The 22,088-nt window shown below is 72.4% G+C and carries 19 protein-coding genes and 1 pseudogene; 3 read left to right on the plus strand and 17 right to left on the minus strand.

The window, feature by feature from the left end:
• On the minus strand, positions 1–744 hold a 744-nt coding region (locus tag IE277_RS34110), incomplete at its 3' end, for a maltotransferase domain-containing protein (RefSeq protein ID WP_189957606.1).
• 346 nt (positions 745–1,090) lie between these two features.
• Between IE277_RS34110 and glgP the strand changes: the two genes are divergently transcribed.
• Positions 1,091–3,709 (plus strand): alpha-glucan family phosphorylase, encoded by a 2,619-nt coding sequence (glgP, locus tag IE277_RS34115; RefSeq protein WP_189957607.1) that lies wholly within the window; start codon positions 1,091–1,093, stop codon positions 3,707–3,709.
• A 23-nt stretch (positions 3,710–3,732) separates the two neighbouring features.
• On the opposite strand, the gene IE277_RS34120 is transcribed toward glgP, so the two are convergent.
• From IE277_RS34120 to IE277_RS34145, 6 genes are all read right to left on the minus strand, one after another.
• Complete coding sequence (locus tag IE277_RS34120; RefSeq protein WP_189957608.1) at positions 3,733–4,071, minus strand: hypothetical protein; 339 nt, start codon at positions 4,069–4,071, stop codon at positions 3,733–3,735.
• A gap of 14 nt (positions 4,072–4,085) precedes the next feature.
• Positions 4,086–4,607: a DUF1990 domain-containing protein gene (locus IE277_RS34125; protein ID WP_189957609.1), complete on the minus strand. Its 522-nt coding sequence runs from the start codon at positions 4,605–4,607 to the stop codon at positions 4,086–4,088.
• Between the two features lie 71 nt (positions 4,608–4,678).
• Positions 4,679–6,337, minus strand: a complete 1,659-nt coding sequence (locus IE277_RS34130; protein WP_189957610.1) for a M4 family metallopeptidase — start codon at positions 6,335–6,337, stop codon at positions 4,679–4,681.
• 238 nt (positions 6,338–6,575) lie between these two features.
• Positions 6,576–8,627 (minus strand): M4 family metallopeptidase, encoded by a 2,052-nt coding sequence (locus IE277_RS34135; RefSeq protein WP_189957611.1) that lies wholly within the window; start codon positions 8,625–8,627, stop codon positions 6,576–6,578.
• Positions 8,628–8,983: 356 nt separating this feature from the next.
• Positions 8,984–10,750, minus strand: coding sequence for an ABC transporter ATP-binding protein (locus IE277_RS34140; RefSeq protein ID WP_189957612.1), 1,767 nt, complete (start codon positions 10,748–10,750; stop codon positions 8,984–8,986).
• Positions 10,747–12,513 carry an ABC transporter transmembrane domain-containing protein gene (locus tag IE277_RS34145; RefSeq protein WP_189957613.1) on the minus strand — a complete coding sequence of 589 codons (1,767 nt, stop codon included), beginning with the start codon at positions 12,511–12,513 and terminating at the stop codon, positions 10,747–10,749. The genes IE277_RS34140 and IE277_RS34145 overlap by 4 nt, the downstream gene beginning before the upstream one ends.
• A gap of 111 nt (positions 12,514–12,624) precedes the next feature.
• On the opposite strand from IE277_RS34145, the gene IE277_RS34150 reads away from it, so the two are divergent.
• Complete coding sequence (locus IE277_RS34150) at positions 12,625–13,101, plus strand: hypothetical protein (protein ID WP_189957614.1); 477 nt, start codon at positions 12,625–12,627, stop codon at positions 13,099–13,101.
• Between the two features lie 24 nt (positions 13,102–13,125).
• On the opposite strand, the gene IE277_RS34155 is transcribed toward IE277_RS34150, so the two are convergent.
• The 6 genes from IE277_RS34155 to IE277_RS34180 form a co-directional block, all read right to left on the minus strand.
• A complete protein-coding gene (locus tag IE277_RS34155; protein ID WP_189957615.1) occupies positions 13,126–13,770 on the minus strand; it encodes a response regulator in 645 nt (214 codons plus the stop codon).
• Positions 13,760–15,046, minus strand: coding sequence for a sensor histidine kinase (locus IE277_RS34160; protein ID WP_189957616.1), 1,287 nt, complete (start codon positions 15,044–15,046; stop codon positions 13,760–13,762). The genes IE277_RS34155 and IE277_RS34160 overlap by 11 nt, the downstream gene beginning before the upstream one ends.
• A gap of 50 nt (positions 15,047–15,096) precedes the next feature.
• The gene (locus tag IE277_RS34165; protein WP_189957617.1) at positions 15,097–15,831 is read right to left on the minus strand and encodes an ABC transporter permease; all 735 of its coding nucleotides are present in this window, start codon (positions 15,829–15,831) and stop codon (positions 15,097–15,099) included.
• Positions 15,828–16,748, minus strand: a complete 921-nt coding sequence (locus IE277_RS34170; protein ID WP_189957618.1) for an ABC transporter ATP-binding protein — start codon at positions 16,746–16,748, stop codon at positions 15,828–15,830. Before IE277_RS34170 ends, IE277_RS34165 begins: the two co-directional genes overlap by 4 nt.
• Before the next feature lie 59 nt (positions 16,749–16,807).
• Positions 16,808–17,062, minus strand: a complete 255-nt coding sequence (locus tag IE277_RS34175; RefSeq protein ID WP_189957619.1) for an ester cyclase — start codon at positions 17,060–17,062, stop codon at positions 16,808–16,810.
• A 177-nt stretch (positions 17,063–17,239) separates the two neighbouring features.
• Complete coding sequence (locus tag IE277_RS34180; RefSeq protein ID WP_189957620.1) at positions 17,240–17,713, minus strand: hypothetical protein; 474 nt, start codon at positions 17,711–17,713, stop codon at positions 17,240–17,242.
• A 370-nt stretch (positions 17,714–18,083) separates the two neighbouring features.
• Here IE277_RS34180 and IE277_RS34185 point away from each other — a divergent pair, with 370 nt between their 5' ends.
• Complete coding sequence (locus tag IE277_RS34185; RefSeq protein ID WP_189957621.1) at positions 18,084–18,608, plus strand: hypothetical protein; 525 nt, start codon at positions 18,084–18,086, stop codon at positions 18,606–18,608.
• Positions 18,609–18,736: 128 nt separating this feature from the next.
• Here IE277_RS34185 and IE277_RS34190 read toward each other — a convergent pair whose 3' ends face one another.
• From IE277_RS34190 to IE277_RS34205, 4 genes and pseudogenes are all read right to left on the minus strand, one after another.
• Positions 18,737–20,002 carry a putative hexosyltransferase gene (locus IE277_RS34190; RefSeq protein ID WP_189957622.1) on the minus strand — a complete coding sequence of 422 codons (1,266 nt, stop codon included), beginning with the start codon at positions 20,000–20,002 and terminating at the stop codon, positions 18,737–18,739.
• Positions 20,003–20,031: 29 nt separating this feature from the next.
• Positions 20,032–20,823 (minus strand): annotated as a pseudogene (locus tag IE277_RS34195) (dolichyl-phosphate beta-glucosyltransferase); the annotation flags it as partial.
• 88 nt (positions 20,824–20,911) lie between these two features.
• Positions 20,912–21,472, minus strand: coding sequence for a hypothetical protein (locus tag IE277_RS34200; RefSeq protein ID WP_189957623.1), 561 nt, complete (start codon positions 21,470–21,472; stop codon positions 20,912–20,914).
• A 10-nt stretch (positions 21,473–21,482) separates the two neighbouring features.
• Complete coding sequence (locus tag IE277_RS34205) at positions 21,483–21,989, minus strand: SigE family RNA polymerase sigma factor (RefSeq protein ID WP_189957624.1); 507 nt, start codon at positions 21,987–21,989, stop codon at positions 21,483–21,485.
• Between the last annotated feature and the right edge of the window lie 99 nt (positions 21,990–22,088).

Genomic DNA, 22,088 nt, shown 5'->3' on the forward strand with positions numbered 1-22,088 from the left:
CGGCTCGCAGGCGGTGACCAGCTCCCGCAGCGGATACCGGGCCAGCAGCACATCCACCTCCGGGGCCAGCGCCGCCGCGAGCCGCCAGGCGGCCGGCCGGTCCTCGTCCCGCAGAGCCGCGACCGCCTCCTGGAGGACCGGCCGCTGCGCCTTCGGCACTCCGGCGGCCGCCCGCTCGTACAGCAGCGCGCCCTCCTGAAGGACCAGCCCGGTGTCGATGCCCGCCGGGATCTTGATGCGGGCGTGGTGCCGCCAGGTGGCGACCGGATCGGACCAGGCCTCCACCGTGAAGGTCCAGCGGCCCGACTCGCCCGCGGTGACGGTGGCGCCCCAGCGGTCGGTGCCCGGGGCGAGTTCACGCATCGGCGTCCAGGGGCCGGCCCGGCCGGCCGGATCGCGCAGCACCACGCCCGCCGCGACGGCGTCGTGCCCCTCCCGGAAGACGGTGGCGGACACCTCGAACGCCTCTCCGGTCACCGCTTTGGCGGGCCTGCGCCCGTGCTGGACCACGGGGCGCACATCGAGGACGGGGATGCGGCCGAGGACGGTCCGCGCCGTGGCGGGCTTCGCGGCCTTCTTGGCCGTGGTCTTCGTGGCTGCCGCTTTCTTGGCCGTTGTCTTTTTGGCCGGGGTTTTCTTCGCCGCTGTTTTCTTTGCCGGTTTTTTTCCGGCCGGTTCCGTCTCTGCCGCTGCCGTGGTCTCGCTGCTGGTCGGAGGTGCTGGCGAATGGTGCGTGGCGGGCATGACCGCTCCTGTCCGCGTCAACGTGGGTGTGGGCGGAGGGATGTGGGGAGGTGGGTCCTGCGGAGGTGCTGTGGGACGCCTGTGGGGTCTGTACCGGAGGAGCCTTCCCACCCTGTTCGGGTGGGCAATCCGGAACTTTGTTAACTACTCACGCGTATGTCCACCCGCAAGACCAGCCGGGTTTTCGGCCCCTCTCTCCAGGTGCCCGGCGATGGCCGGTCCACGCCCCGACACCCCCGTCCGGCAGGTCCCCACCGACGCCCGGGTAACCACTACCGTCGAGGATGACGACGAGACGTGCGGTGCCTGCCGTACGTCTCACCCCGTAACGCGCCCGAGGTGGAATGTGAAGGCGATCCGTCGGTTCACCGTCCGTCCCGTTCTCCCCGAACCCCTCCGGCCGCTGAGCGACCTGGCGCGCAATCTGCGCTGGTCCTGGCACGCGGAAACGCGCGATCTGTTCCAGTCCGTCGACCCCGAGGCCTGGGCCGCCGCCGAGAGCGACCCGGTGCGGATACTGGGCCGGGTGCGGCCGGCGCGGCTCGCCGAGCTGGCCGGGGACCGGCGCTTTCTGCGCCGGCTGACCGCGGTCGCCGACGACCTCGACGACTATCTGACCGGCGACCGCTGGTATCAGGCGCAGGCGGACGGCATGCCCGTCGCCGTCGCCTATTTCTCCCCGGAGTTCGGCATCACGGCCGCGCTGCCCCAGTACTCCGGCGGCCTCGGCATCCTCGCCGGCGACCATCTGAAGGCCGCCAGCGACCTGGGCGTACCCCTGATCGGTGTCGGTCTCCTCTACCGTCACGGCTACTTCCGCCAGACCCTGTCCCGCGACGGCTGGCAGCAGGAGCACTACCCGGTGCTCGACCCCAACGAGCTGCCGCTCACCCAGCTGAAGGAGGCCGACGGCGCCCCGGCGCGGCTCTCGCTCGCCCTGCCCGGCGGCCGGGCGCTGCACGCCCGGATCTGGCTGGCCCAGGTCGGCCGGGTGCCGCTGCTGCTGCTCGACTCGGACGTGGAGGAGAACGACCTCGGCGAGCGCGGGGTGACCGACCGGCTCTACGGCGGCGGCAGCGAGCACCGGCTGCTGCAGGAGATGCTGCTCGGCATAGGAGGTGTGCGGGCCGTGCGGACGTACTGCCGGCTCACCGGGCACCCGCGGCCGGAGGTGTTCCACACCAACGAGGGGCACGCGGGCTTCCTCGGTCTGGAGCGGATCGCGGAACTGTGCGCGGACGGGCTGGACTTCGACCCGGCGCTCCAGGCCGTGCGCGGCGGCACGGTGTTCACCACGCACACCCCGGTCCCGGCCGGCATCGACCGCTTCGACCGGGAGCTGGTCGCCCGGCACTTCGGGGCGGACGCGGAGCTTCCCGGCATCGAGGTCGACCGGGTGCTGCGGCTCGGCATGGAGACCTACCCGGGCGGCGAGCCGAACCTGTTCAACATGGCCGTGATGGGGCTCCGGCTGGCCCAGCGGGCCAACGGGGTGTCGCTGCTGCACGGACAGGTCAGCCGGGAGATGTTCGCGGGACTGTGGCCGGGATTCGACGCCGAGGAGGTGCCGATCACCTCCGTGACCAACGGGGTGCACGCGCCGACCTGGGTCGCCCCCGAGGTGCTGCGGCTCGGCGCCCGGCAGGTCGGCCCCGCGCGGGCCGAGGACGCGCTGACCGTCGGCGGCTCCGAGCGCTGGGACTCGGTCGCCGAGATCGCGGACCAGGAGATCTGGGAGCTGCGCCGCACCCTGCGCGAACAGCTGGTGCTGGAGGTACGGGAGCGGCTGCGCGCCTCCTGGCGGCAACGCGGCGCGGGGAACGCCGAGTTGGGGTGGATCGAGGGGGTCCTCGATGCGGACGTCCTGACGATCGGGTTCGCCCGCCGCGTGCCGTCGTACAAGCGCCTGACCCTGATGCTGCGCGACCGCGACCGCCTGATGGAGCTCCTGCTCCACCCGGAACGCCCGATCCAGATCGTCGTCGCGGGCAAGGCGCATCCGGCGGACGACAGCGGCAAGCGGCTCGTCCAGGAGCTGGTCCGCTTCGCCGACGACCCACGGGTGCGCCACCGCGTCGTCTTCCTGCCCGACTACGGCATGGCGATGGCGCAGAAGCTCTATCCCGGCTGCGACGTCTGGCTGAACAACCCGCTGCGGCCGCTGGAGGCCTGCGGTACGAGCGGGATGAAGGCGGCGCTGAACGGCTGTCTGAACCTCTCCGTCCTGGACGGCTGGTGGAACGAATGGTTCCAGCCGGACTTCGGCTGGGCCATCCCGACGGCGGACGGCGCGGGCACGGACCCGGACCGCCGCGACGACATCGAAGCGGCGGCCCTCTACGACCTCCTCGAACAGCGCATCACCCCCCGCTTCTACGAACGCGGACGCGCCGGGCTGCCCGACCGCTGGATCCAGATGGTCCGTCAGACCCTCACCCTGCTCGGCCCCAAGGTGCTGGCCGGCCGTATGGTCCGCGAGTACGTCGAGCGCCTCTACGTCCCCGCCGCCCAGGCACACCGGGCGCTGACCGCCGACGCGGCCCGGGAACTGGCCGAGTGGAAGGCACGGGTGCGCGCGGCCTGGCCCCAGGTGAGCGTCGACCACGTCGAGACGACGGCGACGACGGCCACCGCGGAGCTGGGCACGACGGTGGGCCTGCGGGTCCGGGTCGGCCTCGGTGAGCTCACCCCCGACGACGTGGAGGTCCAGGCGGTCTCCGGCCGGGTGGACGCCGCGGACCGCATCACGGATGCGACGGTGGTCCCGCTGAAGCCGGCCGGCGCCCCGGACCTGGAGGGCCGGCTGGTGTACGAGGGCCCCCTCGCCCTGGACCGCACCGGCCCCTACGGCTACACGGTCCGCATCCTCCCCGCCCACCGTCTCCTCGCCTCCGGCGCGGAACCGGGCCTGGTGGCGATGCCCTCGCAGGACGTGGCGGAGGGGGCGGGGGTGCTGCTGCGCTGAGCGGTGCGGGACCCGCCGGGCGGCTACGGAATGAGCGGACGCATGCCCGAGCAGTCGTCCCCGCCCGACGGGTCCGGGGCGTAGAGCCAGTAGACGCCGGCCAGCAGGAGCAGTGCCGCAAGGACCGAGAGTGCCGCCGACGCGGCTGTGATGCCGCGTCGTTCGGCGCGGGGCAGGGTGGCGAACGCCAGCAGGGCGCCGAGGGCGCAGGCGAGGCCGGTCCACGAGGTGACGTACATGCGCGTCGACGGGCCCAGGTAGCGGCAGTGCTGGAAGGTGTCGGAGTCCCAGGCGACGCGGGCGACGAGCAGCGCGACGGAGGCGGCCGTCTGCAGCGGGACGAGCAGTGCTCTGCGGGTCATGGGTGGGTTTTCGGTCATTCCTCGGACAGTCCCTCGCACAGCTTGCGCAGGACCGCACCGCAGCGGCGGGCGTACGCGTGCTGCAGGCCGCGGGTGGCCGGGCCGCCGGCCCGGGCGTACCACTTGGCTCCCTTGCTGAAGGCCGCGACCGTCAGCCACACCGTGCCGTCCCCGGTGCGGTCGACCAGGAAGGCCTCCTCGCCGCACTCGGGGTGGCCTTCGAGGGTGCCGTAGGCCCAGCCGGCCCGGCGGGGTTCCTCGGTGGTCCAGATGATGCGGCAGGGGGCCTTGATGACTCCCGCGAGGGTGACCGTGACGTCGACGTCGGGTGCCGCGCGGTCGGCGCCGGCGTCGATGCCCACGCCGAGGGCGCGGTGCATCTCCCAGGTGAGGACCGCGTCGGCGGCCCGGTGGAAGAGTTTTTGTCCCTCGCCGAGGCGGGTGCGGACGAGCAGGGGATGGAAGCCGGGCGGGCAGTACGTCAGGTCGTCGCGGGTCGCGCCGACCGGCTCGTAGGTGAAGGGCGCCGAGGACATGGGTCACAAGGGTAGGGCGGCACCCGGGACGATTTCCGTCCGGGTGCCGCCCGGTGTCACCTTCGGGTGCGTCAGCTGACGTTGACGGCGGACCAGGCCGCCGCCACCGTCTTGTACTCGGTGCTGCCGGCGCCGTACAGGTCCGAGGCCGCCTTCAGGGTGCCCGAGCGGGCGTCCGAGTAGTCGGTGGTGGACGTGAAGTACGTGGTCAGCGCCTTGTACCAGATCTGCAGCGCCTTGTCCCGGCCGATGCCGGTGACCTTGGAGCCGTCGGACGTGGGCGAGTCGTAGCTCACGCCGTTGATCGTCTTCGCGCCGCTGCCCTCCGACAGCAGGTAGAAGAAGTGGTTCGCCACGCCCGAGGAGTAGTGGACGTCCAGGTCGCCGACGGAGGAGGACCAGGAGTCGGCCGAGCTGCCGTCCTTGCTGGGCTTGTCCATGTAGCGCAGCGGGGTGCCGTCGCCGTTGATGTTGATCTTCTCGCCGATGAGGTAGTCGCCCTTGTCGGACGCGTTGTTGGCGAAGAACTCCACACCGGTGCCCATGATGTCGCTGGTGGCCTCGTTCAGGCCGCCGGACTCACCGCTGTAGTCCAGGCCCGCGGTGTTGGCGGTGACGCCGTGGCTCATCTCGTGGCCGGCCACGTCCAGCGAGGTCAGCGGGTCCTTGTTGCCCTCGCCGTCGCCGTAGGTCATGCAGAAGCAGCTGTCGTCCCAGAAGGCGTTGACGTAGCTGCTGCCGTAGTGGACGCGGGAGTAGGCGCCGACACCGTCGTTCTTGATGCCGCTGCGGCCGAAGACGCTCTTGTAGAAGTCCCAGGTCTCCTGCGCGCCGTAGGCGGCGTCGGCGGCGGCCGTCTGGTCGCTGGCGGAGGTGGAGGCGGTGCCCGTGCCGAAGGTGTTGGTCGAGCTGCTGACCAGGGTGCCCTTGCCGGACGTCTTGCGGGCCAGGCTGTACGTCTTGTGACCGCCGCGGGAGGCGTCGGTCAGGTTGTACGAGGAGCCCGACTGGGTGGTGGTGAGGCTGACGGTGCCCGAGTACAGCGTCTTGCCGGTGCCGGTCGCGTTCTCGATGCCCTGGTACTGGAAGAGCTTCTTGCCGGTGGCGGCGTCGGTGATGACGTGCAGCTGGTTCGGGGTGCCGTCGTCCTGGAGGCCGCCGACGACCGTCTCGTAGGCGAGGACGGGCGTGCCGGAGCCGGCCCAGATCACCTTGCGGGCGCCGTTCGCGGCGGACTTGGCGGAGCCGAGGGTCCGGGCGGCGGAGACCGCCTGCTGCGCGGCCTTGGCGGCGGTGATCTGCGGCTTGAGCGAGGCCACCTTGATGGTCGCCTTGGTCGCCTTGGTGACGCCCTCGGTCTTGCCGGACTTGGCGGTGTGGACGACGAGGTCGCCGCCGAGCACCGGCAGGCCCGCGTAGGTGCGCTCGTAGCGGGTGTGGACGGTGCCGTCGGTGTCTCTGACGACGTCCTTGACGACCAGCTTCTCCTTGGCGCCGAGGCCTATGTGCTGCGCCGTCGCGGAGGCGTCGGCCTCCGCCTTCTGTATGAGGGAGGTGCGGGCGGCGGCGGAGAGCGAGGTCGGGGCGGCGGCCAGGGGTTCGGCGGCGGCACCGGCCGGGGTCTGGGCGGAGGCGCTGGTGGCCAGACCGGTGGAGATGAGGGCTCCGGCGGCAACGGCGGTGGCGATGGCCAGAGTGGTGCGCTTGTGACGCGCATAGAGGGGGCTCACGCAAGCTCCTTCTCGTGGGGGAGTCCGGTCAGCGTGGGGATACTGGCCGGAGTTGTGTGGTGAAGCTCAGCGGCGGGTGAAGGAAGGGTGACATCAGGGGCGCGTACATGTCAGGGCCCTGAAGTGATGTTGGCCGAAAACCGACTGACCGAGAAACGTTGCAGGTGTGTTAACGGGCGCCGCCCGAGGGTGCCGCACCCTCGGACGACGCCCGGTTTCCGGGCTTGTTGCGGATGATTTACGGGAACGTCAGCTTCCATCCGTTGATCGTTCCGGTGTCGTACGTGGCCTGATCCTGCACCTTCAACTTCCAGGTGCCGTTGGCCTGTTCGGTGGCGGCGTTGACCGTGAAGGTCTGCTTGACGTTGTCCGCCGAGTCCGAGGAGCTGAAGTTCTTCAGCCGGTACGTCTTGCCCGACGGGCCGACGAGGTCGATCACCAGGTCACCGCGCCAGGTGTGGGTGATGTCGACGCCCACCTGAAGGTTGCTCGGCGCGTTGCCGGTTCGGCCGGAGACCGTGATGGGCGAGGTGACGGCGGGCCCGTTGTCCGGGATGGCCACCTGGGTGTTGCTCTCGTACGTCGAACCGGTGTCGCCGCCGCCGGAGCGCGCGCCGACCGCCACCCCCGCCCACGCGTCCTGCACCGCCTTGTACTCGGCGCTGGAGGTGCCGTACAGCTCGCCGGCCGCCGCGAGGGTGCCGGTGCGGGCGGCGGCGTAGTCGGTGGTGGAGGTGAACTTGGTGGTCAGCGCCTTGTACCAGATCTGCAGCGCCTTGTCCCGGCCGATGCCGGTGACCGGAAGTCCGTCCGCCGTCGGCGAGTCGTAGCTGACGCCGTTGATCGTCTTGGCGCCGCTGCCCTCGCTCAGCAGATAGAAGAAGTGGTTGGCGACGCCCGAGGAGTAGTGCACGTCGAGGCCGCCGACGCCCGAGTACCAGGAGTCGGCCGAGCTGCCGTCCTTGCTGGGCTTGTCCATGTAGCGCAGCGGGGTGCCGTCGCCGTTGATGTTGATCTTCTCGCCGATGAGGTAGTCACCGACGTCCTTGCTGTTGTTGGCGTAGAACTCCACGCCGGTGCCCATGATGTCGCTGGTGGCCTCGTTCAGGCCGCCGGACTCGTCGCTGTAGTCCAGGCCCGCGGTGTTGGATGTGACGCCGTGGCTCATCTCGTGGCCGGCCACGTCCAGCGAGGTCAGCGGGTCGTTGTTGCCCGATCCGTCGCCGTACGTCATGCAGAAGCAGCCGTCGTCCCAGAAGGCGTTGACGTACGCGTTGCCGTAGTGCACGCGGGAGTAGGCGCCGACGCCGTCGTTCCTGATGCCGCTGCGGCCGAAGGTGTTCTTGTAGAAGTCCCAGGTCTCCTGCGCGCCGTAGTGGGCGTCCGCGCCCGCGGTCGCGGCGTTCGACGTGGTGCCGTTGCCCCAGGTGTCGTTGGACTGCGAGAACAGCGTCCCGGTGCCGGAGGAGCCGTGGTTGAGGTTGTACGTCTTGTGGCCGCCGCGCGCCCCGTCGGTCAGCGTGTACGTCGAACCCGACTGGGTCGTGGTCAGGTTCACCTGCCCGCTGTACTGGGTGTTGCCGACGCCGGTCTCGATGCCCTGGTACTCGTAGAGCTTCTTGCCGGTGGCGGCGTCGGTGATGACGTGCAGCTGGTTCGGGGTGCCGTCGTCCTGGAGGCCGCCGACGACCGTCTCGTAGGCGAGGACGGGCTTTCCGCTCGCCGCCCAGATGACCTTGCGGACGGAGTCGGCCGCGGACCTGCTGCCGCCGCGCGCCTTGGCCCGCTGGACGGCCTGCTTCTCGGCAGCGGCCTTCGAGACGGCCGGGGTGAGGCCGGAGACCTTCACCGTGGCGCGGGTGGCCTTGATGACGTCCATGGTCTTGCCCGAGGCGGAGGTGTCCACGACGAGGTCGCCGCCGAGCACCGGCAGGCCGGCGTAGGTGCGCTCGTAGCGGGTGTGGACGGTGCCGTCGGCGTCCTTGAGGACGTCCTTGACGACCAGTTTCTCCTTGGCGCCGAGGCCCAGTGAGCGGGCGGTGGCGGCCTTCGTGGCGTCGGCGTGGCGTATCAGCTCGACGCGCTGCGAGGGCGTCAGCCCGACCGCGACATGGGCCGCGTTCACCTTGGCCGGCTGCGGCTTCGCCGGTGCGGCGCTGGCTGCGCCCGACTGGACGGCGGCGGCGATCAGGGCGGCGACACCGGCGAGGGCGACGGTGGCGGTGCGGTGGTGCCCCGTGGGGCGCTGCGCTGTGTGGGAGGTGCGTCTGCGAGAGGAACTGCTTCTCAACACTGACTCCTTCTGCGTGACCGCGGGTCGCGCGGCCAGGGGAGACCGGACGGTGGGTTGGGACGTCCGGGCAGAACAGGGCGTTACGCGGAACCACGTGCAGGCCGCTCATCGACAGCGGATGGGTCTGTGGGGTTGCTGTGAGTCGGCCTGGGAAGAGTGACAGGGGATCAGCACGCCTGTCAGGACCGCGTCACAAACTTGGCCGGAAATGCTCCGTTGACCGGATGTTCACGTTCGATATGCGAACCGCTCACCGGGGGAGAGGGTGCGGTCACCGGGGCGGCGGACCGGGACGACGGTCCCGCCACCAGTCGTACACGGGGGCGCGGTTGTCTGGTTCCGGGCGCCGCGGGTCACGCCCCTGCCGCGGTGTCGCCGTGCCAGGTCCGCCACAGGGCGGCATAGGCGCCGCCGGCCGTCACCAGGTCCTCGTGCCTGCCCAGCTCCGTCAGGCGGCCGTCCTCCATGACGGCGACCCGGTCGGCGTCATGGGCCGTGTGCAGACGGTGCGCGATGGCGATGACCGTACGGCCCTGGAGGACGGCGGCGAGCGCGCGTTCGGCGTGCCGGGCCGTCGCCGGGTCCAGCAGGGCGGTCGCCTCGTCCAGGATCACGGTGTGCGGGTCGGCCAGCACCACCCGGGCCAGGGCGAGTTGCTGCGCCTGGGAGCCGTCGGTGGCGCAGCCGCCCTCGCCGAGCCCGGTGTCGAGGCCGTCCGGCAGCGCACGGACCCAGTCGTCGGCCCCGACCGCGGTGAGCGCCGCCCACAGGCCGGCGTCCGTCGCCTCCGGCTCGGCGATCAGCAGGTTGTCGCGGACCGAGCCGAGGAAGACATGGTGCTCCTGCGTCACCAGTACCACCTGGCGGCGCAGCACCTCCGGCTCCAGTTCGGCGACCGGCACCCCGCCGACCGTCACCGTGCCGCTCCCGGGCCGGTCGATGCCCGCGAGCAGCCGGCTGAGCGTCGTCTTCCCGGCGCCGGAGGGGCCCACCACCGCGAGCCGCTCCCCGGGCCGTACCGTCAGGTCCACCCCGCGCAGCACCTCGCCGCCCCGCTCGTACGAGTACCGCACCCCGCGCACGTCGATCCGGTCGTCCGCCGGAACCGGCGAGCCGGCCGCACTCTCCCCGCGCGGTGCCTGCGCCAGCCCTTCCACACGGGCGAACGAGGCGCTGCTGGACTGCAGTTGCTCCACCCGCATCAGGATCTCGTCGAGCGGCTCGGTGAACTGCCGCAGATACAGCGCCGCGGTCACCACCGCGCCGACCCCGATCGCAGCGCGCTGGTGCAGCCACCCGCCGAGCAGCAGCACACCCGCCACGGGCACGGTGTACGTCACCTCGACCGCCAGGAAGAACACCGTCCGCAGGGACAGGGTGTACAGCCGGGTACGGAGGGACCGCTCCAGGGCGTCCCGGCTCGCCGCGATGCGCCGCCCGCGCAGCCCGAACGCCTCGACGGTCCGGGCCCCGGCCGCCGTGGCGGCGACGATCTCCGCGACCTCGGACGTGGCCGCGCCCTCCGCGAGATAGCCGTCCCGGGCCCGCCGCAGATACCAGCGCAGCGCCAGCCAGATCGGCGTCAGTCCGAGCACCCCGAACGCCCCGAGCACCGGGTCGAGCGCGAACACCGCGACCAGTACGAACAGCGCCTGCACGGTGTTGACCAGCAGCTCCGGGCCGACGTCGCGCAGCGTGGTGCCGACGACCGCCACGTCCGCCGTGCCGCGCGCCGTCAGATCGCCGGTGCCGGCCCGCTCCACCGTCGACGCGGGCAGCGCCAGCACCCGCTCGACGTACTCCTCGCGCACCCGGGCCAGCGTCCGCTCCCCGAACCGGTACCCCACCAGGCGCGCCCAGCGGGCCAGCAGCACCTGCGCGAGCGCGCACAGCAGGATCCACACTGCGAGCCGGTCCACCGTGCCGACCCCGTGCCGGGCCCGCACCTCGTCGACGATCCGCCCGACCAGCCACGGCCCGACCAGCCCCGTCCCGGCCGCCAGCGCGTTCAGCACCAGCGCGGCGGCGAACGCCCGCCCGTCGGCGCGCACCAGCCGCAGCGCGGCGCGCCGCACCCGGCCCCGGTCCGCGACCGGCAGCAGCCCCTCGCCCGCCGTCATCGCACGGCCCCTTCCGGGTCCCGCTCCGGATCCTGCCCCGGACCCTTCTCTGTGTCCTTCGCTGTGTCCTGCTCCGTGTCCCGGGCGACGAGTGCCCGATAGCCCGGCTCCGCTGCCAGCAGCCGCCGGTGCGGTCCGCTCGCCGCGACCTTCCCGTCGACCAGGAACACGACCGTGTCCGCGCGGTCCAGCAGCAGCGGCGAGGTGGAGGTCACCACCGTCGTACGGCCCTCGCGCGCCGCGCGCAGCCGCCGGGCGACCGCCGCCTCCGTGTGCGCGTCCAGCGCCGAGGTCGGCTCCACGGCGAGCAGCACCTCGGGATCGGCGAGCAACGCCCGCACCAGCCGCACCCGTTGCCGCTGTCCGCCGGAGAGGCTGCGGCCCTGCCCGGCCACCGTCGACTCCGGCCCGCCCGGCAGTGCGCGTACGACGTCCTCGGCGGCGGCCGCGTACAGCGCCCGGGCGAGCGCCGCCTCGTCGGGGGTGTGCCCGGTGGCCACGACCTCGCGCAGCGGCCCGGCGAACAGATCGGCCTCGTTGTCCGCGACCAGGATCCGCCGCCGTACGTCGTCGAGCGGGACCGCGTCGAGCCGTACCGCACCCCAGGTGGCATCGGTCGGCCCGAACCGGCCGAGCCGGTCGACCACGGCGGCGGCCTCGGCGGGCCGGGCCGCGGCCAGCGCGGTGAGCCGGCCCGGCACCACCCGCACCCCGGACACCGGTTCGTGCAACTCGGCCGGCCCCTCGGGCGCCGGGTGGATGCCGTCGTCCGGCGCCGGCTCCAGCCGCAGCAGCCGGACGATCCGGCGGGCGGCCACCACGCCCCGGTTCATCTGGTAGCTCATCTCCACGAAGAAGGCCACCGGACCCACCAGCACCGCCACATAGCCGTACACCGACACCAACTCGCCGATGCTGACAGCCCCTTGGGCGGCGAGCCGGGCCGCCAGCCAGGTCACCACGGCCAGGAACAGGGTGGGCAGCCCCACGCCGAGCGCCTGCACCCAGCTGGCCACCGCGCCCACCCGGTAGCCCTGCGCGCGCAGCCGCCGCGAGTCCGTGCGGAAGGCATCCGCGAACAGCCCCTTGCCGCCGAGCCCGTTGAGCACACGCAGTCCGCCCGCGAGATCCCCGATGCGCGCCGTCAGCACCCCCTGCCGCTCCCGGTACCCGCTCTCCGTGCCCTGCAGCCGCAGCGTCAGCGGCCCCGTGACCAGCGCGATCACCGGCAGCCCCAGCAGGACGACGGCGGCCAGCGGCACCGAGATCGTGAGCAGCAGTCCGGCCACCACCGCATAGACGACGGCCGAGCCGACGCCCGGACCGACCACGGTCATCGCCTGCGCGATGGTCTGTACGTCGCCCACCCCGATCGTCACCACCTCACCGGCCCCCGCCCGGCGCGGCAGCACCGCCCCGAGCCGCACCACCTGGCCCACGACCACCTTCACCGTGCGGAAGTTGGCGTCCATCCGCACCCGGGTCATCGTGCGGTGCCGCATGATGCTCAGCCACGCGTTCACCGAGCCGAGCACGAACATCGTCCCGGCCCAGCCGGCCAGCACCCCGAGCCGCCCCGGCACCAGCCCGTCGTCCACGGCCCGCGCCATCAGATACGGCTGCGCGGCCAGCAGCACCATCCACACACTGCCGAGCAGCGCCCCGGCCACCGCCCGCCCCGGCTGGCGCAGCACCAGCCACCACAGAAAGTGCCACCCTCCGCGGATGTCGGGCGTGCCCGGATCCTCGTACGCGTCGATCACCGTCGTCCCCCGGTCGGCTCGCCCCCGCTGGGAAACCCCGAATTTATCGGGACCGGGGACACCGGCTCCATCGAATATCGCGGGGACCAGGCCCCACGGCAGCATGGGACGATGACCGCCATGGCAGGTCAGATCTGGGTGTCACTCATATCGTTGGGCGGCGTCGTCCTCGGCGGCTTGTTGTCCTACCTCGTCCAGCACCGGACCCAGCTGTCGGCGGAACGTGCCGAACAGCAGCGGCAGCGGATCGCGTTGTCGGAGACCCGGCGCGCGGAGCGGCTGGCGCTGCTGGAGCGGTTCATCGAGGCATCGGCGGAGGCGGAACGATGCGCCTACACCCGGCCGTCCGAGTGGGACGACACCGATGACTGGTACCTCGTGACCCGGGACGTCATGTCCAGGTTCTGGGTCGCGGACCGGCTCCTGCGCGTCCAGTTCCCCCGGCCTCTGCCCGACGCCGCACACGCGCACTTCCTCGACCTCAACAGGACCGTGTGGCAGGGCCTGCCCGACGGTGAGAGCGTGCGGGACTACCTTGAGGGAAACCGGTCGGCGTTTCTCGACGCGGCCCGTGAGGTCATGGGGTAGCGCACCGCCGGTCAGCAGTGCGGCTCAGCCCAGGATCCCGCGGTCGTACCCCGCCGCCACCGCCGCCGCCCGGTCGTTGACGCCGAGTTTGGTGTAGAGGTGGGTGAGGTGGGTCTTGACCGTGGCCTCGCTGATGAAGAGTTCGCGGGCGATCTCGCGGTTCGAGGTGCCCCTGGCGACCAGGGCCAGGACCTCGCGTTCGCGGGCGGAGAGGGGCTCGTCGCCGGGCCGGCGGGGAGTGCGGACCGCGAGGACCAGGCGGGAGGCGACGGCCGGGGAGAGGACGGTTCGGCCCTCGGCGGCGGCGCGGACGGCGGTGAACAGCTCGTCGCGCGGGGCGTCCTTCAGCAGATAGCCCGTCGCGCCCGCCTCGATCGCGGGCAGGGTGTCGGAGTCGGTGTCGTACGTGGTGAGGACCAGCACCTTGGCGCGGGCGCCGCGCCGGGTCAGCTCGCGGATCGCGTCCACCCCGGAACCGCCGGGCATCCGCAGGTCCATGAGGATCACATCCGGGTCCAGGGCCGCGGCCCGCTCCACCGCCGCCGTGCCGTCCGGGGCCTCGCCGAGCACGGTGAATCCGGGGGCGGACTCGAACATGCCGCGCAGGCCGTCGCGGACCACGGGGTGGTCGTCCACGATCAGGAGGGAGATGGGGGCGTCAGTGGTCATCGCGCACCAACGGTACGCGAGCCGACACCGCCGTGCCGCAGCCCGGTTCCGACTCGACCGTGAGGGAGCCCGCGATGCGTTCGGCACGGGCCCGCATGCCGTCCAGACCGAAGCCGCCGGTGGGGGTCCCCCCGCTCGAGCGAAGCCGAGAGTGGGGGACGGTGCGTCGCGGTACGGCGGCCGGGTCGAAGCCGGTGCCGTCGTCACGGATGTCCAGCGTGACCTCGTCGCCCATGAAGGACAGGGTCACCCCGACCCGGGCCGGGCGGGCGTGCCGGGCCGCGTTGGACAGGGCCTCCTGGCAGATGCGCAGAAGGGTCGCCGCGACCTCGTCGTGCAGCTGCTCGATGGTGCCGGTGACCGTGAAGTCGGCGCGCGCACCGGTGCGTTCGCCCCACTCCGTGACCGTCTTCTTCAGTGCCTCCGGCAGCCCGTCGACGGCGAGGGCGACCGGCGTGAGGTTGTGCACCGAGCGGCGGGCCTCGCCGAGGCTGTGCCGGGCGAGGCCGGAGGCGCGCTCCAGGTGGGTGCGGGCCGTGTCCAGGTCGGGGGCGTTCGCCACCACCTGGAGCTGGGCGATGATCCCGGTCAGGCCCTGGGCGATGGTGTCGTGGATCTCGGCGGCGAGCCGGCGGCGCTCGTCGGCGACGCCCGCCTCCCGGGCCTGGACGAGGAGCTGGGCGTGCAGGGCCGCGTTCTCGTCCAGGGCCTGCTGCAACGCCGTGTTGGTGCGCTCCAGTTCGGCGATGATCCCGGCCTGGGCCTGGGTGAGGGCCTGTTCCTGCCGGCCGAACCGGGTGAAAACGGAGACCAGTCCGAGGTTGGCGCCGAAGACCACGACGAAACCCGTCCACGCCAACAGCCCCTGTGGCGGCAGCCCGCCGATCTGGCTGCCGGCCATGGTGATCGCGGTCAGGCAGAGTCCCGGCATGACCAGCCGGCGCGGCAGATGCCGGTCGGCGCTGTAGTAGCCGGCGGCGGCGTAGAAGGCGAAGAACGGGTTCAGCCAGGCGAGGACGAAGCCCAGTGCCCAGCGCGTGAAGTACAGCGCCGCGCTCCACCGGTTCGGTCCCGGCGTGTTCTGCCTCGCCCGCCCCAGGCGCATCTGGAGCGGCACGGCGGTGACCGCCAGCGCGCCGGCCGCGTACATCTCGTCCCGTGTCATGCCGAGCGCGCGGGCCGCGCCCGCCGCCGTCACGACCGACACGGCGAGCAGCACGTAGGGTCCCCAGGAGTCGAAGAAGACCCGGCGCAGCGGTTCCACGGTGTTCGTCATGCCCTCAGTGTCCGGCACGGCTCGCTCCCCCCCCGGGGGGCTCTCCCCGCTCACTCCCAGCGGAACCAGCGCGCGGCACCGGCCGTCAGCAGTACCGTCCACAGGACGAGCACGCCGAGGTGCGCCCAGCCGGGCCAGTGCCCGGAGGCCGCCTCGTTCAGGGCGCGGGCCGCCGCGCCGAACGGGGTCAGCTGGACCACCCGGGCCAGCGTGTGCGGCATGGACTGGATGGGCAGCCAGACCCCCGCACAGAACATCATCGGGAAGAACACGGCCGAGCCGATCGCGCTCGCGATCTTCGTGGTCCGGGACAGCGCCGAGACGACGTTGCCGAGGGCGAGCGCGGCCGCCGCGGCGAGCAGCAGGGCGAGCAGATAGCCGGCCGGCTGCTGAGGCAGTGTCACATCGAAGGCGACACGGCCGACCACGACGACGAGCAGCGCCGAGGCCAGGGCGACCACGCCCTGCACGAGCATGTGCGCCGACAGCAGGGCGGAGGGCCGTACCGGAGTGGCGGACATCCGGCGCAGGATGCCCCGCTCCCGGTAGCCGGTCAGGGCCTGCGGCAGCGCCTGCACCCCCGACATGAGCAGGGCGACCAGCACGGCCACCGGCACATAGGCGTCGATGGGCCGCAGCCCGCCCATCGATGTGTCGACGTGCCGGAACGAGGGGATCGAGCCGAGGATCACCAGCAGCAGCGTCGGGAACAGAAAGATCCAGAACCAGGCCGCGGGCTCGCGGCGGAACAGACGGAACTCGGTGCGCAGCACGGCGGTGTTCATGCCGCGGCCTCCTCGGTGTGGTCACGGGTCAGGTCGAGGAACGCGTCGTCCAGGGTGGCGTCGGTGACGCGCAACTGGTGCGCGGTGATGTGATGGCGGGCGAGCAGCGAGATGACCGCGTCGACCGTCTCGTCGGTGCCGGTGAGGGTGATCCGGCCGTCCCGGTGCTCCACGGAGGCCAGCGCGGGCAGCCCGGTCAGCTCCCGTTCGTCCAGCGGCGCCGACGGTGTGAAGGACACGACGGTGGCCCCGGCGGAACGCCGGATGAGACCGGCCGGTGTGTCCAGCGCCGCGACCCGCCCCTTGTCGATGACCGCGATACGGTCGCAGAGCCGCTGCGCCTCCTCCATGAAGTGGGTGACGAGCAGCACGGTCACCCCGCTCGCCCGGACGTCCTCGATGAGCTGCCAGGTGTCGCGGCGGGCGCGCGGGTCGAGGCCGGTGGTCAGCTCGTCCAGCACCACGACGCGGGGACTGCCGATGAGCGCCAGCGCGATGAACAGACGCTGCTGCTGCCCGCCGGACAGCTTGCCGAACCGGGTGCCCAACTTGGGCGTAAGGCCCAGGCGTTCGGCCAGCGGCCGCCAGTCGGCCGGGTTCGGATAGAAGGCGGAGTACAGCTCCAGCGCCTCCCGCACGGTGAGCTTGGCCTGCAGTTCGCTCTGCTGGAGCTGGGCGCCGAGGATCCTGGCGACCTCGTCGTGGTCGGCGACGGGGTCGAGACCGGCGACCCGGATCCGGCCGCCGTCGGGGACGCGCAGCCCTTCGACGCACTCCACGGTGGTGGTCTTGCCGGCGCCGTTCGGGCCGAGGATCCCGAAGATCTCGCCCTCCTCGACGGTGAAGGAGACGCCGTCGACGACGGCCCGGCCGCCGTACGACTTGCGCAGTTCGGTGACTTCGATGACGGATGGCATGACATGAGAATCCCGTTCCGGCGGGGCCCGGCACATCGGCCGGCCCGCTCGAAGCGGCATCAGCCGATCGGTTGATGCCGGGCTACGACCCCTCGTGACCAGGGTGTGGGGGGTATCCAGCCCAGTTGGACGGCCTGGCCGAGGTCGTCGTGGTTGGCCCAGTGCTCGATCAGCCGCCCGTCGGCGATGCGGCACCAGTGGGTCTGGGGGACGGAGAAGGTCTTCCCGGTCGGGGGGAAGGCCCCGTCGGGCCGGGCGTTCTCGTCGTAGGTGACGAACGTGCCCGTGTGGCGGGCCGACTTCGAGGCGCTCATCCACCCCGAGGCGGTCAACCGGGAGAGCCGAGCCGCCGTCGGCCATCAGCCGCAGACAGCGGATCGCGAGGTCGCGCGGGCTGAGCTGGGAATCGGTCATGATCGGGTCCTCTCCGCAAGCGTCGGCGCTGCCCGCAGGGTCGCCGGACGGCATGTCAACCGGCTTACAGCGAGCCGTCACGGCCACCCGGGCAGCGCGGTGACGGCGTCGGTGAACAGCGTGACCATCTCGTCCCGGGCCAGGGGAGCGCTGCGCACGGGAGGCAGCGACGCGAGCAGTCGGGTCACCCGGTTCTCCAGGCGCGGTCCGGCGAACCGCCGGCAGCGGCCGGGATCGGTGCCGCTCCGTGCGGCGTGGTCGGTGACGGCGGCGTGCAGCCGCGCCGCGGTCTCGGGGACACCGAGGACGGCCAGGGCGACGACGCCCGCGTGGAGCGCGCCGAGTTCGTCGGAGCCGTTCGGCTGCCGCTCGAACACGGCGACCGCGCGCACCAGGAGATCGAGGGCCCGGCGCGCGCCTTCGCGGGCCCCTGCCGGACCGGCCGGCAGATACCAGGCCGGCTGGAGATCGCTGATGGCTTCCCCCGAGGTGAAGCCGGACCGCGCGGCGATCGAGCGTGCCCTGGTCAGGGTCGCGACGACGGCCGGCATGTCCCCGTCCTGGAAGTGGACCAGGGCGATGCCCCACAGCGCCGACCAACGACGGGATCTTCGGCGGCACGGTCAGCGGACCGAGCTGGTCCGGCCGATCCGGAAGACTGCGGTTCGGTGCGCGTTCACGCGGGCTATGGTGGATGGTCGACGGGACGTCACACCGCCTCGCCCGCGTGTCCGAAGCCCTTTCCGGGCCCGTCGCCAAGGCCGCTTCAAGCCTCAGTCGCGCGCTGCTCTCGCGCGGACAAACGTTCAACCAAATGAGCCCTCGGTCGGGCAAAGAGGTCTACCCGCATAGATGGTCCCGGTGCTGTCATGCCCATGACCGGCCCGGTTCTGCCGGGCACCCCCACCGGGAGACCCCCACATGTCCCGAATATCGCGCCCCGTGGTCACCGCCCTCTCCGCCCTCGCCCTCGCGGCCGCGGGCCTCGGCGTCACCACCGGCTCCGCCCACGCCGCCAGTTGCAGCCAGTCCAACCTCCCCCTGCCCGACCCGGCCTGTACCCCCGGGGACTTCAACCCCGACGTCACCCAGTCCACCATCGACTCCACCATCTGCGTCCCCGGCTGGACCGGGACCGTGCGGCCCCCCAGCTCCTACACCACCGCGCTGAAGAAGAAGCAGATCGTCGAGTACGGCTACGCCGACACCAACCCCTCGGACTACGAGGAGGACCACTTCGTCCCGCTCGAACTCGGCGGCGCCCCGCGGAGCGAGCAGAACCTCTGGCCCGAGCCGCACAACGGCGACAAGACCTCCGCGGACAAGGATGTCGTCGAGAACAAGCTGAAGAAGGCCGTCTGCGGAGGCGAGGTCACCCTCGCCGCCGCGCAGAAGGCCATAGTCGACGACTGGACGACCGCCCTCTCCACCCTCGGCCTCGGCTGAAACCTTCCCTCAACGCGGGTGCCGGTCCCTCCGGACGCGAGGAACCGGCACCCGCCGGGTCGGCTCCGCGCCGACTCGGTGTACTGCGCCACCGAAATGCGCCACCGAAAGACGTCCGGCAGCGGGGATCACGGCACCCCCAGCTCGAACAGGACGTATCCCGCGTACGACCCGGAGGCGAGGGCCGCGATGCCGAGCAGGGCGCACTGCACGGGCAGGCTCAGCCGGCGCATCGCGGCCGCGAGCGGCAGGAACAGCGGGAAGCAGGGCAGCAGATAGCGGGAGACGTTCGCGAAGATCTGCTGGCTGCCGAGGACCAGGGCGAGCGTCAGGACCGTGTGGACCACCAGGATCGACGGCGGGCGCAGCCGCAGCAGCAGCGGGAGCAGCGCGAAGGCCAGCAGGACCACGCCGACACCGATGACGTCCGCGAAGGGGTACGCGAACAGATAGTCCCCGAAGTGGCCCACCGGCACGGACGTCAGCACGTCCAGGGTCTGCTTGCCGTAGTCGAACTCGTGCGCCCAGGCACCCGACTGGAGCTTGAAGTAGCCGCCCAGGTCACCCATGCGGTTGCCGACCCAGAGCAGGTAGCCGAACAGGCCCAGCGGGGCCATTGCCGCGGCCAGCAGCGGGCGCGGGACGCCGTCCTCGTGGCGGCGCAGGGACAGCAGCGCGGCGACGCCCACCCCGGCGATCAGCGCCGCCGCCGTGGGGCGGTTGAGGCCGGCCGCGAAGGCGAGGACACCGGCGGTGAGCCAGCGGCCGGTGATGACCGTGTAGCAGGTCCAGGCGGCCAGGGCCACATAGAGGGAGTCCGAGTAGAGGGCCCACTCCACTCCCGAGCCCGGCCACACCGCCCACAGCCCGGCCGCGGCGAGCCCGGCCCGCCGCCCGCCGAACCGCTCGGCGATCGCGTAGACGCCGAGGGCGGCGGCGAAGGAGGCGAGCACCGACACCAGCATGCCCGCGCCGTACGGGCCGAGGCCGGTGACCGCCATGACCATCCGGACCAGGGCCGGGTACAGCGGGAAGAACGCCGCCGAGTTGCCCTCCAGCGTGATCAGTCCGGTGGCGCCGGGGACCTCGACGAGCTTCGGGTCGTAGCCGTGCAGGGCGATCTGCTGGTACCACCAGCCGTCCCAGGTGGCGAGCACGTCCCAGGCGTGCGCTCCGCCGCCGAACCGGGGGTCCCTGGTGCGGTAGTCCCCGGCGGAGGACAGCAGATACATGAAGGAGAGGAAACCGGTCAGCTTGAGCGCGCCGAACAGCGCGAGCACGGGGCCGTGCCGGCGGCCGGCGGCCCGCAACCGGGAGCCCGGCCGAGAGCCGGGGCCGGAGCCGGAGCCGGGTCGTGCGGTGGGGCTCTGCGGCCGGGACAGGGTCGCGGTCATCCGACGCCCCGTCCGCCACGGCGACGGCGCTGGGCCAGGGTCCGGCGCATCCGGATGATCCCGCGCACGTCGGCCAGCGCGGTCGCGACGATGTCGACGCTGCTGTCGGGGTCGTCCACCCAGTCCACCGGGACCTCATGGATCCGCAGGCCCGCCCGCTCGGCCAGCACGAGCAGCTCCGTGTCGAAGAACCACTCCCCGTCCCGCACCAGCGGCAGCAGCCGCTCGGCGGCCTCGCGACGCACCGCCTTGAAACCGCACTGCGCGTCGGAGAAGCCGACGGTCAGCGTGCAGCGCAGCAGGACGTTGTAACAGCGCGAGATCACCTCGCGCTTGGGGCCGCGCACCACGCGTGCGCCGGGCGCGAGCCGGGTGCCGATGGCCAGGTCGGAGTGGCCCGACAGAAGCGGCGCGACCAGCGGCAGCAGCGCCGCGAGCCCGGTGGACAGATCCACGTCGAGGTACGCCAGCACGGGCGCCCGCGAACCGGTCCAGGCCGCCCGGAGCGCCCGGCCGCGGCCCTTCTCGGGCAGCCGCAGCGAGACCACCTCGGGCAGTTCGCCGGCGAGCCGGGCGGCGATCACCGGGGTGGCGTCGGTGCTCGCGTTGTCGGCGATGGTGATCCGGAACGGGTAGGGAAAGGTGTCCCGCAGATGGGTGTGCAGCCGCCGGACGTTCGGCTCCAGGTCCTTCTCCTCGTTGAACACCGGTACGGCCAGGTCCAGAACCGGTTCCTCGGCATGGGGCGGCAACGGGGCACGCCGGGGTGCGGGGGTGGGGGCGGGCGCCGGTGCCGACGACCGGCCCGGTCGGAGTTTCATCATGTTGCTCCCCGTTTGTTCCTGTCAGGAGGGCATGCCGAAGGCACGCGGATGGGTGGGGACGGGTGGGGGCGGGCGGGAAGGGGCGTCAGCGGGTCGGGCTGATCACCGATGAGGGGGTGTCCGAGGGGTCGGGCGGCGCGCTCTCCGTCGCGGAGGCCGGCGGTGCGGTGGTGCTCTGCGCGGTGGCCGTGGACGTGGCTGGCGGCTGTTGCGTGCTGGTGGCCGAACTTCCGCCCGCGCCGGGCGCGTTCGAGGTCGTCGGGGTCGAGTCCGGGGTGGCGGTGCCGGTCGAGGACGAGGACGGCGGCCCGCTCGGCGAGTCGGTGCTGCTCGGTGGTGCCGACGGGCTCGGCGAGGTGCTCGGGACGGGGACCGGGCTGGTCGCGGGGTGGGGGCGCGGGGCGCTGGGCCGGTCCTCGACACGACCGTGCGGCCACAGGAACAGCCCGAGCCCGAGACCGGCCACCGCCAGCAGCGAACCGGCCGCCCGGCGCGCCGTGCGCACCCGGCGCCGGGCCCGCACGCCCGCGTGCAGCCGGTCCCGGCGCGGGATGTCGTAGGACGTCTGCTCATGGGCGCCGTGCATGAGCAGCGCGAGCTGCCGCTCGAAGTGGTCCTTGTCCTCCACGTGCTCTCCGTGCTCCATGTCTCCCCCCTCACCCCACCGGCTCGATGACGTCGGCCAGCAGCCGGCGCAGGCGGGCCACCCCGCGCGCGGCATGGGACCGGGCGGTGCCCACCGGGCAGCCCAGAATCTCCGCGACCTGACGGTCGGGCAGGTCCTGGTAGTAGCGCAGGACGACCGCGGCCCGCTGCTGCGGGCTCAGGAGGGCCAGCGCCGCCTCCAGCCGGGAGCGCTCGGCCACGGCCGCCGACAGATCGCCGGCCGCCGCCACCTCGGGCAGCTCCTCCACGGGCCGCTCGCCCCACCAGCGCCGACGGGCCGAACGGGCCGCCGCCCGCGCCAGCACCGTGCGGACGTACGCCTCGGGTGCCTCGTCGGCCACCTTCGGCCAGACGAACCACAGCTTGACCAAGGACTCCTGCAACAGGTCCTCGGCCCGGTGCCGATCCCCTCCGGTGAGCAGACGGGCCAGATGGAACAACACCGACCAGCGGGCCGCCACGAACGCGTCGTACTCACCGGCCCGAGCCTGCTCCATCCTCACGGTCCCTGTCCTCGCCGGCTGTCTACACCAGGAGAAAGGCCCTGGACCCCCGCCGGCGCTGCACCCGGCGAGCGTGATCCGCGTCACGCTCAG

The organism is Streptomyces alanosinicus (genome assembly GCF_014650595.1).
Taxonomy (GTDB): domain Bacteria; phylum Actinomycetota; class Actinomycetes; order Streptomycetales; family Streptomycetaceae; genus Streptomyces; species Streptomyces alanosinicus.